The organism is Rufibacter sediminis, from assembly GCF_014269285.1.
In the GTDB taxonomy this organism is placed as follows: Bacteria; Bacteroidota; Bacteroidia; order Cytophagales; family Hymenobacteraceae; genus Nibribacter; species Nibribacter sediminis.
This window is the reverse complement of the sequence record NZ_JACOAF010000022.1, coordinates 25,947-38,007: the sequence shown is the minus strand read 5'-3', so window position 1 is coordinate 38,007 and position 12,061 is coordinate 25,947. Positions and strand designations below refer to the sequence as shown.

At 52.1% G+C, this 12,061-nt stretch carries 10 protein-coding genes; 5 read left to right on the top strand and 5 right to left on the bottom strand.

The features are described from left to right. Positions 1–261: 261 nt before the first annotated feature. Positions 262–1,500: an HD domain-containing protein gene (locus tag H7U12_RS09430; protein WP_186636553.1), complete on the bottom strand. Its 1,239-nt coding sequence runs from the start codon at positions 1,498–1,500 to the stop codon at positions 262–264. 144 nt (positions 1,501–1,644) lie between these two features. Between H7U12_RS09430 and porX the strand changes: the two genes are divergently transcribed. Genes porX through H7U12_RS09415 form a run of 3 tightly spaced genes read left to right on the top strand, consistent with a single transcriptional unit; the run spans position 1,645 to position 4,880 of the window. Next, positions 1,645–3,207 (top strand): T9SS response regulator signal transducer PorX, encoded by a 1,563-nt coding sequence (porX, locus tag H7U12_RS09425; protein ID WP_186636551.1) that lies wholly within the window; start codon positions 1,645–1,647, stop codon positions 3,205–3,207. Then, a complete protein-coding gene (tsaE, locus tag H7U12_RS09420) occupies positions 3,200–3,664 on the top strand; it encodes a tRNA (adenosine(37)-N6)-threonylcarbamoyltransferase complex ATPase subunit type 1 TsaE (RefSeq protein WP_186636549.1) in 465 nt (154 codons plus the stop codon). The genes porX and tsaE overlap by 8 nt, the downstream gene beginning before the upstream one ends. Next, positions 3,645–4,880, top strand: a complete 1,236-nt coding sequence (locus tag H7U12_RS09415) for an alanine dehydrogenase (RefSeq protein ID WP_186637014.1) — start codon at positions 3,645–3,647, stop codon at positions 4,878–4,880. The genes tsaE and H7U12_RS09415 overlap by 20 nt, the downstream gene beginning before the upstream one ends. A gap of 465 nt (positions 4,881–5,345) precedes the next feature. Here H7U12_RS09415 and H7U12_RS09410 read toward each other — a convergent pair whose 3' ends face one another. The 4 genes from H7U12_RS09410 to H7U12_RS09395 all read right to left on the bottom strand — a co-directional run bounded on the left by H7U12_RS09410 (position 5,346) and on the right by H7U12_RS09395 (position 9,836). Beyond that, complete coding sequence (locus H7U12_RS09410; RefSeq protein ID WP_241749272.1) at positions 5,346–6,248, bottom strand: flavin reductase family protein; 903 nt, start codon at positions 6,246–6,248, stop codon at positions 5,346–5,348. 238 nt (positions 6,249–6,486) lie between these two features. Next, on the bottom strand, positions 6,487–7,764 hold the full coding sequence (fahA, locus tag H7U12_RS09405) for a fumarylacetoacetase (RefSeq protein ID WP_186636534.1): 1,278 nt from the start codon (positions 7,762–7,764) through the stop codon (positions 6,487–6,489). A gap of 694 nt (positions 7,765–8,458) precedes the next feature. Continuing rightward, entirely contained in the window at positions 8,459–8,728 is a 270-nt protein-coding gene (locus H7U12_RS09400) for a NifU family protein (RefSeq protein WP_186636532.1), read from the bottom strand. A 4-nt stretch (positions 8,729–8,732) separates the two neighbouring features. Continuing rightward, on the bottom strand, positions 8,733–9,836 hold the full coding sequence (locus tag H7U12_RS09395) for an Mrp/NBP35 family ATP-binding protein (RefSeq protein ID WP_186636530.1): 1,104 nt from the start codon (positions 9,834–9,836) through the stop codon (positions 8,733–8,735). 197 nt (positions 9,837–10,033) lie between these two features. On the opposite strand from H7U12_RS09395, the gene H7U12_RS09390 reads away from it, so the two are divergent. Beyond that, complete coding sequence (locus H7U12_RS09390; RefSeq protein ID WP_186636528.1) at positions 10,034–10,558, top strand: META domain-containing protein; 525 nt, start codon at positions 10,034–10,036, stop codon at positions 10,556–10,558. Between the two features lie 494 nt (positions 10,559–11,052). Beyond that, entirely contained in the window at positions 11,053–11,958 is a 906-nt protein-coding gene (locus tag H7U12_RS09385; RefSeq protein WP_186636524.1) for a DUF6252 family protein, read from the top strand. Positions 11,959–12,061: the final 103 nt, after the last annotated feature.

Below are 12,061 nucleotides of genomic sequence, written 5' to 3'. Positions count from 1 at the left end.
AATGCCTGGTAAGCGGTAGACTCAGAAAATTGCCAACCGTAATTTTACATCCCAGTAGTATCTGTTTGGGTTTTGATAGTAAGTTATTCCAGATCAGAATCTATTGAAGAGCAGAAGTTTCTTTTTTAAGGCTAGGCGGTTTGTCTAATTGGAGTATGTCCTGCCAAAACAACCTTGAAGATGAACCTTTCTAACTAAAAAGCGTTTTGGGTCTGTTTTTCTAAAAACAGACCCAAAACGCTTTTTTATGAAATGTCTGGATTACAAATCTATCCGGGTAATCTCCTTGGGATAACACACGTAGTATTTCTCCACCTTTTTGCTCAACGCCTGGATGTTAGGCAAGTCAGAAGCTACGGCTACGTCTACTACCAGGCTCTGCTTGGTGAGGACGTTGATGTTCTCGCCGCCAGACTCATAGGCGTTGTTGCTGATCTTGCCTTCCACTACCAGGTAATGCGCTTCCTCTGGGGAGATATGGAAATGCTCCTGCGCCAATTCCCGAACGCCCACCAGAAAATCTAAGTCAAACGGAGTAGGGGAGATCAGGATCTTGAAGAGTTTCCGCTCCAGCATGCAGGTGGAAAGATAGCTCAGGATGTTGTCGGGGTGCTCAGACCAGGCTTTGATGCCGCTCCAGATATCGTAGTCATCCAGGGAGACGAAGCGCTTCAGGATGTTGGGGTCCCGCTCAAAATCCAGGATAGAAAGACTTTCACGGAGGAAGTACTGCAGGTGAGGGCTGGCGGGCACGTCAATGCCGCGTTGGGTTAGTTCGCGGGCCCGTTGCATGATCTTCATCACCATCTGCTCGGCGCTGGTCACGGTTTTGTGCATGTACACCTGCCAGTACATCAGGCGACGGCTTACCAGGAAACTCTCAATGGAGTAGATACCCTTTTCCTCCACCACCAGTTGATCATCGGCTACGTTCAACATCTTGAGCAGACGGTCCGCCCCAATCTTGCCCTCGGAGACACCGGTGTAGAAACTGTCCCGGTTGAGGTAGTCCAGGCGGTCCACGTCCAGTTGGCTGGACACCAGCTGATGGAAGAAGTGACGGTGGTAATTGTCGGTGAAGATGTCAATGGCCAGTTGCAGGCGACCGCCAAACTCCTGATTCAGAAGCTCCATGATGTGCAGCGAGATCTGCTCATGCGGCACCTGGTCAAAGATGGCCGTCTCCAACGCGTGCGAAAAAGGCCCGTGGCCCACATCGTGCAGCAGAATGGCGGCCATGGAGGCTTCGCATTCTTTGTCGGTAATGATGTTATCTTTGCCGCTGAGGCTCTGCAGCGCAATGCTCATCAGGTGCATGGCGCCCAGCGCGTGGTGAAACCGGGTGTGTAGAGCGCCGGGGTACACAAACTCCGTGAGCCCCAGTTGCTTGATCCGGCGCAGGCGCTGGAAGTACGGGTGCTGGATGATGTCAAACAGCAGCTCAGACGGAACCGTGATGAAGCCGTAAACCGGGTCGTTAAAGATTTTTTTCTTATTCAAGATAACTTAGTTCTTCGAGTGTCCGTTGTCGGTTAATGTAGAATCATGCGTATGTCTACGGAAGAAGTCGTTTTAGGGCAACTTTTCCGAAATAACGCAGGAAACGCACCTTACAACACACGCTATGAAAACCAATAACTAGCCATGCAAAGATATACTATTTTGTGGGCGGACGACGAGATTGACCTTCTCAAGCCCCATATTCTCTTCTTACAGGAGAGAGGTTACGACATCACTCCGGTTAACAGCGGGGCCGATGCCGTAGAGAAGGTGCAGGAACAAACCTATGACCTTGTTTTTCTGGACGAGAACATGCCCGGTCTGAGTGGCCTGGAGGCGCTGGCCGAGATCAAAGCCACTCGCCCCACGCTGCCCGTGGTCATGATCACCAAGAGCGAGGAAGAGCATATTATGGAAGAGGCCATCGGGTCTAAGATTGCCGATTACCTCATCAAGCCCATCAACCCGAACCAGATTCTGCTTTCCGCGAAGCGTATCCTGGACAACCGCCGTCTGGTGGAAGAGAGAACCAACAGCTCGTACCAACGCGATTTCCGGACGCTGGGCATGGCCTTTGGGGAGCGCCTGAGCTACCAGGAGTGGGCTGATGTCTACAAGAAACTAGTGTACTGGGAACTGGAGATCGCCGATACTGAGGGCAAGAGCATGGCCGATGTCATCAACATGCAGAAAGACGAAGCCAACACCAACTTCGCCCGGTTCATCATGGACAACTACGAGGAGTGGGTGAACGACGAGACCGACGAGATTCCGCTCATGAGCCACCGGTTGTTCAAAGACCGTGTGTTTCCCATGATGAAGGAAAGCAACGTGCCCGTGTACTTTGTCTTGATTGACAACCTGCGTTACGACCAGTGGAAGGTACTGGAGCCCATCATCACCGATTACTTCAACGTGGACCACGAGGAGATGTACTACTCCATTCTGCCCACCACCACCGCCTACGCCCGTAACGCCATCTTCTCCGGCATGCTGCCCGCCGACATCGCCAAGAAGTACCCCAACTTGTGGGTGTCTGACGATGAAGAGGAAGGCAAGAACCTGCACGAAGAGGATTTTCTGGAGATTCAGTTCCAGCAGAACAAAGTCAACGAGAAGTTCAGTTACCACAAAATCACCAACAACACCGCTGGAAAGGAACTGCTGGCCAAGTTCAACAACCTGGAGAACAACAAGCTCAACGTGATTGTCTACAACTTCGTGGACATGCTCTCGCACGCCCGCACCGACATGCAGATGATCCGGGAACTGGCCGCCGACGAGGCTGCGTACCGTTCGCTCACGCGGTCCTGGTTTCTGCACTCGCCGCTGTTTGACACGCTCAAAGCCATCGCGGACAAGAAAGGGCGTCTCGTCATCACCACTGACCACGGCACCGTGCGCGTGAAGAAGCCGTTCAAGATTGTGGGCGACCGCAACACCAACACCAACCTGCGCTACAAACACGGCAAGAACCTGGGCTTCACCGAGAAAGATGTGCTGGTGTGCCGCAAGCCGGAGCGTTTCCATTTGCCCAAGAGCAACGTGTCTACGGCCTACGTCTTCGCCATGAACGATGACTTCTTCGCGTACCCCAACAATTACAACTATTACGTGAACCATTACAAAGACACGTTCCAGCACGGCGGCGTATCTTTGGAGGAATGTATCATTCCATTCATAACGCTTTCCACTAAAAATGCCTGAGCCTGAAGCGCGCCAGCACACCATTAGAATCTTCACAAAAGCGGATTTACCAAGGGCCGCCGTCGAATTATTGTCATTTATCAAGCAAAAAAAGATAATTTTGTTTGAGGGTGAGATGGCGGCCGGTAAAACCACCTTTATCAAGGCGATATGCGCCCAATTGGGGGTGCAGGAACCGGTCAGTAGCCCCACTTTTTCCCTGGTGAATGAGTATGAAACCGACGGTGGGGAACTCATTTACCATTTTGATTTTTATAGGGTCGAAAATCAGGCCGAGGCACTGGATATGGGGGTGTTGGAGTATTTCAGTTCCGGTCATCTCTGTCTCATTGAGTGGCCTTCTAAAGTGGCCGATCTGCTGCCTGAGGAGGGAGTGGAGGTGTCTATTGAAACCGGAGAAGCCGAAGAGGCGCGTATTATTAGTATGAGCGTATATGATGGAGGAATTGACGGATAAGACCGGGTTTGAGGCCCTGACCAAGGCAACGGCGCGGAGCCTGATGCCCAAAGAGTCAATGTTGGCGATAGAAACCCGTAAACGCAGTCTGTTTATTGGCATTCCCAAAGAATCTTCTTTACAGGAAAACCGCATTGGGCTCACGCCGGAAGCCGTGAAGCAACTCACCGACAACGGCCACGAGGTCTGGATTGAGTCGGGTGCCGGGGCTCCCTCCAAATATTCTGACCACGAGTTCTCCGAGGCGGGCGGCGTCATCGTCTACTCCACCAAAGAAGTCTACGAAGCCGATATCCTGCTCAAGATTGCCCCGCCCACATTGGATGAGATGGAGTATTTCAAGCCGGGGCAGACCCTGATCTCGGCCTTGCAGATCGGTTCGCTTACCTCAGAATACATCAGTGCGCTGTGCCGCAAGAAAATCAACGCCATCTCGTTTGAGCTCCTGAAAGATAAATCAGACACCAAACCCGTGGTACGCGCCATGAGCGAGATTGCCGGGAGCACCGTCATGCTGATTGCCGCCGAGTACCTGAGCAGCAGCAACGAGGGCAAAGGCGTGATCTTAGGCGGAATCACCGGCGTGCCGCCTTCCAAAGTAGTCATCATTGGGGCCGGAACCGTGGCCGAGTACGCCACCCGCGCCGCCTTAGGCCTTGGTGCCGAGGTAAAGGTGTTTGATGATCATCTGTACAAACTGCGCCGCCTCAAGCAGAACGTAGGCACTCAGTTGTTTACCTCCACGCTGGACCACACCATTCTGCACCGCGAGATTCAGGACGCCGATGTAGTCATTGGCGCCGTCACTGCCGAGGATGGGCAGGTGCCCTGCATGATTGCCGAGGAAGTGGTCGCGAAGATGAATCCAGGCTCCGTGATCATTGACGTGAGCATTGACGAAGGCGGCTGCTTTGAAACCTCCGAGATGACCACCCACAAGCGCCCCGTGTACCGCAAGTACGATGTCATCCACTACTGCGTGCCCAACATCCCGTCGCGCGTGCCCCGCACCGCCACCAAAGCATTGAGCAACATCTTCACGCCCATGTTCCTGGAGATCTCCAAGTACGGCGGCGTCAACGAGGCCCTGTTCACCCACGAGCATTACCGCAGCGGCGTCTACATCTACAAAGGCAGCCTCACCAACGCCTCCATCGCGAAGAAATTCAACATGCGCTACAAAGAACTCAGCCTGATGATTGCCGTCAGGAATTAGATTGTAGACGCTGGACTTTAGACATTAGATTTTAAACTGAAAAGCTGTTTTGAGCCTCTTTTATGTAAAAGGCGCTTAAAACAGCTTTTCTAATTTATATACTGAGGTGCCAGAATTTGAAGGTAGGGACAATCCCTTTTGGTTGCCCTTTAAGATTCCCCGTTTCTGGCCTGTTTTCTCATTATTGACTGAAAACCAGCTAACACTCGCCGAATTAATCCGCCCGCTGTTGTTGCCCGCCGTTGTTGGTGTTCTCACCAACAACCTAAACTGCGCTTAGTAGCCGTATAGGGCAACCACAAGGGATGCCCCTACAGATGGGTAACAACAGAAACCATTAGACAAGGCATGCCTTGTCTCTGCAATAAATCCTCATGTTTCAGAGAGTTGGTTACGCCATCGGTTAGGAATGTAAACCGGAGACGTTTTGAGCCTAGTTTGAGAAAAACACCCCAAAAGCAGCAATCAGGTATTCTCAATGGTTAGTAACGCTTTCCAGGCTTCTTGCACCCGGCCTTCTTCCAGAAACCGTTGGGCCAGCAAGTGGAGCTGCCGGTTGGTCTCAGTGGGGTTACCCTGGTGTTTATGAACCAGATACTTATAAAGAGGATCATGGGTGAATTCCCGGACTTCGGCCTTAGTGGGGATGGCTTGGGTATTGCCGAGGCGGGCGAGGTTGTTGCCGGTGAGCACGCCGCTGTGGCGGATGTGCGCGGGCAGTTGGTCTATGCCCATGCCTTTGTTCTGGAGCGGCTTGGGTAGTTCAAATAGGCAATCTCCTTGGGCCCGCAGGTACCAATCGCCACCCAGCCGGGCCACGGCATCCAGCTTGAACGGATCAATGGTTTTTCCGTTCCCTCCGAGGACTTCCTCCTGCACGTGCAGTAAGACGGCTTCGCAAATGACCAGGTTGGCGGCTCCTCCTTTGTTCCCGATGGGCTTTACTTCCAGAACTCTGCACTCAAATGCGGCGGGAACCTCGGCCACCCGGGGCGGTTTCACCAACGTGGAGGCAACTGGCGTGAGCCCAGCTTTCGTGAATTCGTTTACGCCTTTGTCGTATTCGGTGCTGGCCAGCGACATCTGCTCCACGATGGCATAGTTCCCGATGTTGATGACCACCTCACCTGTCTCCAGAACGTTGTCCAACGTGTGTTTTCCGGTGTTGTCGCGCACGCGACGGGCAGGGGAGAAGATGAGAACCGGCGGGTTGGAACCGAAACAGTTGAAGAAACTGAACGGACTCAGGTTCACATTCCCTTCCTTGTCTACGGTGCTGGCAAACGCGATGGGCCTGGGAGCAATGGCACCCAGCATCAGGCTATGAAACTCGCCGGTAGGTAGTTCTTTAGGATCGAAGGTTCTCAAAACAGAGGTGAAGATTTGGTGATGTGAAGATGTGGAAATGTGAAGATGAGAAAATTTGGAGATTAGGAAATGTGGAGATTGAAGATCCTTTGCTGGTGCAAGCGTCCGCTTATGCCCGTACGTAATCCTGATCTGGAATCGTGGTAACCCAAGCAGACGCTTGCGCAAGGGTGAAAACGAATGCATAAGGTTTAAGAAAAGCCATCTTCAAATCTCCACATCATCACATCTCCAAATCTTAAAAAGCGGGTAAGATCTCGGTGCGGACTTCGCCGAAACCTACCCTGATGCCGTTTCTTTCGGCGTAGCCGCGCATGGTGACCACGTCGCCGTCGTGGAGGAATTTGCGCTCGGTGCCGTTGGGGAGTTGAAGGGGCTTGGTGCCGCGCCAGGTTAGTTCCAGCATAGAGCCGTAGGAATCGGGGGTGGGGCCGCTGATGGTGCCGGAGGCGTACAGATCACCCACTTCAATGTTGCAGCCATTGACGGTGTGATGCGCCAGTTGCTGGTTCATGTTCCAGTACATGTGCTGGTAGTTGGAACGGCAGATCACCACTTCTTCGGGTAGGTCAGGCGCTTGTAAGGTGACTTCCAGGTTAATGTTGATGTTCTTGCTGCCGCTGAACTCCAGGTACGGCAACACTTTAGGGTCTTGCACCGGCCCGGGCACTCTGAAAGGCTCCAGGGCATCTAAGGTCACCACCCACGGCGAGATGGACGACCCGAAGTTCTTCGCCAGGAACGGCCCCAGCGGAACATACTCCCAGGCCTGAATGTCCCGCGCCGACCAATCATTGAACAGCACCAGCCCGAAAATATATTCTTCGGCCTCCAGGGAGGTGAGCGAGGTGCCGAGCTCGGTGGGTTGGCCCGTGATAAAGGCTACCTCCAGTTCAAAGTCCAGCTGCTTGGTAGGGCCGAAACCCGCCAGATCGGCGTCGGCGGGTTTGGTCTGGCCTTTTGGTCTTCTGATGGGCACGCCCGAGGGCACTATGGAAGAGGCCCGACCGTGGTAGCCCACCGGCAAATGTTTCCAGTTGGGGAGCAACGCGTTGGCCGGGTCGCGGAACATGGAGCCCACGTTGGTGGCGTGCTCCATGCTGGAATAGAAATCGGTGTAGTTGGGCACCTTTACGGGCATGAGCATCTCTACATCTTTCTGCTTCAGGAGACACTCGCCCATGAGTTCTCGGTTGTCCCTGATCTCGGGGTTGTTGTTGCGCAACAGTTCGGAGATACGGCCGCGCACCTGCCGCCAGATAGTTCTGCCCAGGGCCATGAAATCATTGAGGTAAGGACGGTGGAACACGGTAGGGTCTTCCACATCCAGCATGTCAAAGAGGCCGTGTTGCGTGAGCACGTACACATCCAGCACATACTCGCCAATGGCCACGCCTACTCTGGGGTCTCGGTCTGGGGCCTGAAAAATCCCGAAGGGCAGGTTCTGAATCTGAAAATCACAATCTGGGGCAATCTGAATCCAGGAATGGAGCGACGGATCGTTAGCGGTTAGCATGGCGGTAGGGAACGGTGACAAACAAAGATAGAAAGGTCTGCGAGAAAAGGGAACGCCATTTTGCCGGAGAAGCCTCTTTCTAGGTGTACGATGAAAAGTACCCAGTTGCCTGGTTTCACCACCCTGCCCTTCGGGCACCCCTCCTAAATTAGGAGGGGAGTTTTGCCAGTCTCCTAACGTTATATCGCCTACTCAAATGACCTCGTAGCGTCCGGAGGACCTGCGAGCGTCTCTGCCAATAGCCGTTTTAAGCCCTTTTTCATAAAACAAGCCGCAAAACGGAGAAGGCCCACAGAAAAAATCTGCAGGCCTTCTTGTGCCATCTCCACTATTGATCGGACTAGCTGTCCCTTTGATTCCTGCTGGCGCGAGTCTCCAGACTCGTGCCTTGAGATGATGGGTAGTCTCCAGACTACCGTCGCTGCCCCGCAGCGAAATCACACCTTGCTTTAACTTTAACGAACCGTATGAGGCTGAAACAAATCCGCATCATCCAAAAAAGGCTCTTTGCTCATGGTTCCCGGCGAGTCTGGAGACTCGCAGCATCCCAGGTCACGAGACTGGAGTCTCGCGCCAGCGTTTCTGGTTTTGAGCCTTTTTTTAGAAAACCAGCCAAAAACAAAGAGCCGGCAGGTGAGGAAAGATTGCTCTTCCATCACCTGCCGGCTTCTTAAAAGTATTGTATAAGACGTTTTTAAACGTCCATGGGCGTAAGGTTCACCGCCTGGATGCCTTTGATCTCGGGCACGGCGCGCATGATCGCTTGCTCAATGCCTCCTTTGAAGGTCATGGCAGACATGGGGCAGGAGCCGCAGGCACCCATCAGTTCCAGCAACACCACGCGCTCATCGGTGATTTCCAGCACCTTCACGTCACCGCCATCGGTTTTCAGGTACGGGCGAATGGAATCCAGGGCCATCTCTACTTGCTGGAGTAAAATCTCGTTTAGTGCGTTCTCTGCCATCTTCTTACGCTTTAATTTCTACTACTTTGGTTTTGCCTAGGCTGGCGTTCCTTACCGAAACCTGCCGGGCCACTTCCTGTGCCACTCCTTCAAACGCCTGCGAAGCAACGGTGCCTTCCTGCAGAATCTGCGGGGCACCCTGGTCGCCGCTTTCGCGGATGCTCTGCACCAGCGGTACTTCGCCAATGAACGGGATTCCGTAGCGCTCGGCCAAGTCGCGGCCGCCGCCCTGTCCAAAGATATAATATTTATTCTCCGGAAGCTCGGCAGGCGTAAAGTACGCCATGTTTTCCACCAACCCAAGGATTGGAACGTTGATCTGCGGCTGCCGGAACATCTGCAAACCTTTCACGGCATCGGCAATGGCTACTTTTTGCGGGGTTGTCACAATGATAGCGCCCGTCACCGGTACTGTCTGTACCAACGTCAAGTGGATGTCGCTGGTTCCCGGCGGAAGGTCAATGAGCAAATAATCCAGTTCGCCCCAGTCTACCTCGGTGATAAACTGCTTCAGCGCCGAGCTAGCCATAGGGCCGCGCCACACCACCGCGCTCTCGGCCGGGGCCAAAAACCCGATGGACATGAGCTTGATGCCGAATTTCTCAATGGGTTCAATGAGATTGCGGCCGTCGGGCATTCTATATACCGCCGGGCGGGCATCTTCCACGCCAAACATGGTAGGCACGGATGGCCCGGAGATATCAGCATCCACCAAACCCACCTTGGCTCCAGATTGCGCCAGCGCCACGGCCAGGTTGGCGGTGAGGGTAGATTTACCTACACCGCCTTTACCAGAAGCCACGGCGATGATGTTTTTCACGCCTTTGAGCAGGGCCTGGTTGTCTTGCCGGGCCGAGGTCACGCGCGAGGTCATGTTCACCGTCACGTTGGCGTCTTTGTCTACCATGGTGTGGATGGCCCGGATGCACGCGTTGCGGATCAGGTCTTTGAGTGGGCACGCCGGTGTGGTCAGGATCACCGTGAAGGCCACGTCCAGACCGTTTATTTGTACGTCCTCAATCATGTTCAAGGTCACCAGGTCTTTGCCCAGATCTGGTTCCTCTACATAGCTGAGGGCTTTTAATACGTCTTCTTGGGTAATTGCCATACTTTCTTGAGCGCTAAAATTCGCTTATACAAAGATACACACTATCTGTTTAACAAGCTACCAGAAGGCGTTTTAAGGCTGGTTTCCAAAAAGAAAGGGTAAAACGGAAGTTCCTGAGAAAGAGGTGCAACCATAGGGCGGGCAGTAGGGTCATCAGTCCGAAAACCTTATCTCACGATAGAAAAACCAAGCCCCCTATGAAGCCATTGTTCAACTCCCTTTCCCGGAAGGGAAGCAGCGCGTTCTTTTTTCTGTGTTCCCTCTTTCTCTGGAGCTGCTCTGACTCTGCCCCGGATCCTGCGCTTTCTCTGCAGGGCTCCTGGTTGCTCTCACACGTTGATCCGGCTGCCTATAATGACTATGCCGCCCCGGACCCAGCCATGTGCGCCGATCTGGTTTTCACCCAGGAGGAGGAACCCGCGGAGTCCAGCCGTTTGTGGGGGTATAAAATGACTGGTAATCTTCCCACCAATGCCTATCAGGGAAATTACCAAGTTACCCAAGAAGCGCTCCTCCGCCAAACGGGCAAGCTGGGCTTTGTCAATCTGGGAATCACCGAAGTGAACGCTCCTCCTGCCGTAAAGAAGTTTGAAAGTTACTTCCTTCAGACGCTTCAGGACGTGGATTCCTTTGAAGTGAAGAACGATGTGCTCACCCTCTGGGCGTCAGAGAAGAACCAGAAACTGGTGTTTGTCAGAGGCGCCTCCTCCTGCGGCAGATGAAGCCAATCATTTTTAGGCCGATTTTCTGAAAACAAGCCCTAAACGGAAGATCAGTACAAAGCTCGCTTCTTTCCCGAGGCTTTTCCCGCAAAGTCATCTCCAATCCTGCCCATAGAGCAAGGGAAAAGCCGCAGACTTGAACAAGGAGTGTGGCTCCAAAATGTGTCTGTTGATTAGCTGAGAACAAGTTTAGCTTAGCCGAAGCATGCTACTACCGGGCTGCTACGGATCCTCACCCGCAAGTGGAAAGGCACCTTCTTCTCTGGATTGTTGGGGAAAGCACCAGTAAGGGTGAAAGTCTTGTCCCTTCGCAACGGTTCTATTTTGTATGGGTGAGTAAAGTGCAAAAAATGCATGTAATTAAAATTTGGTAGAGAAGAATTGTTTATTATATATAAGTATATATTTGCCAGTGTATTAATTGTTGCTTGAAACTAGATTATCCGCTTTACTAACTAAAAACATTTTATTAACGGATTGAATTTGTATTATTTATGAAAAGTTTTCGTATTTCCTGCCTGGGCTTGCTGCTTCTTTTTCTTTGCGTTTCGTGCTCAGAGGATGATCCTGCCCCAGTAGATGCCAATAAGAAAGTAGAAGCTTGGAAATCTGATCAAGCAGCGTCCATTTCATTAATAGAAGGTGCTGCCGGTTCTCCTGATTCTTTAATGGTAATTGGCTATAAACATAATGGGAAAATAGAACTTAAAGTGAAATTCAACGGGGTAGGTACCTATACTCTGACTGAGTCAGGAACGGTTCGGTACTATGACTTAGTTGGGCAGGATGTGATCACCAATTCCTATTCCCTTGACCCTAATGATAAAACATCTGAGCTGACGATTACCAAGTGGAACCCTACCTCCAAGGAATTGGAGGCCACGTTTCAGGTGACTCTGAAGAAGACTGCTTCTGGAGGAGCTTCGGGTGGACCAGAGACCCTTCGCTTTACGGGCGGAGAACTGAAAGGAAAGGTTACCCAAACCAGAAAAGAAGTATCCTGGGTCAATGTAGAAGCGCCGGTCATCAAGATGGGTAAATTGGTGCCAGGCGTTGACTCCTTGCGTATTCACCTTACAAATGAAACAGGACAGTTGCTGCTGCTTATTCCGTTTACAGGCGTGAGTAAATATCCGTACCATCAAAAACTAACGGGATTTTTCTATGAATACGAAGGAGCAGTGTGGACCTCCATGTATGAATTCAACCCAGAAGGAGAATCTGAAGTGGAAATCACCAGCTGGAACCCTGATACCAAACAGATAAAAGGCAGTTTTAGAGTTGCTTTGAAGAAGGCGTATGTTTATTTACCAGATAAAAACGCTGTACACCCAGTAACCTCAGGAGAGCTGCTAAATTTTTCAGGAGGTCTGTTTGAAGGAGAAGTGAAGCCCTTTTAGTCATTCTTGCGTTTTTGGCCTGTTTTCCAGAAAACGGGCCGAAAACGAGTTCTTCAAAAGCCAGTTCAGTGAACTGGCTTTTTCTTTTCGGAAAAGGAAATGG

Coding starts and splice junctions, on each gene's coding strand:
- porX (WP_186636551.1), top strand. CDS start 1,645: ATGCAAAGATATACTATTTTGTGGGCGGACGACGAGATTGACCTTCTC.
- H7U12_RS09390 (WP_186636528.1), top strand. CDS start 10,034: ATGAAGCCATTGTTCAACTCCCTTTCCCGGAAGGGAAGCAGCGCGTTC.
- H7U12_RS09395 (WP_186636530.1), bottom strand. CDS start 9,836: ATGGCAATTACCCAAGAAGACGTATTAAAAGCCCTCAGCTATGTAGAG.
- fahA (WP_186636534.1), bottom strand. CDS start 7,764: ATGCTAACCGCTAACGATCCGTCGCTCCATTCCTGGATTCAGATTGCC.
- tsaE (WP_186636549.1), top strand. CDS start 3,200: ATGCCTGAGCCTGAAGCGCGCCAGCACACCATTAGAATCTTCACAAAA.
- H7U12_RS09385 (WP_186636524.1), top strand. CDS start 11,053: ATGAAAAGTTTTCGTATTTCCTGCCTGGGCTTGCTGCTTCTTTTTCTT.
- H7U12_RS09400 (WP_186636532.1), bottom strand. CDS start 8,728: ATGGCAGAGAACGCACTAAACGAGATTTTACTCCAGCAAGTAGAGATG.
- H7U12_RS09415 (WP_186637014.1), top strand. CDS start 3,645: ATGGAGGAATTGACGGATAAGACCGGGTTTGAGGCCCTGACCAAGGCA.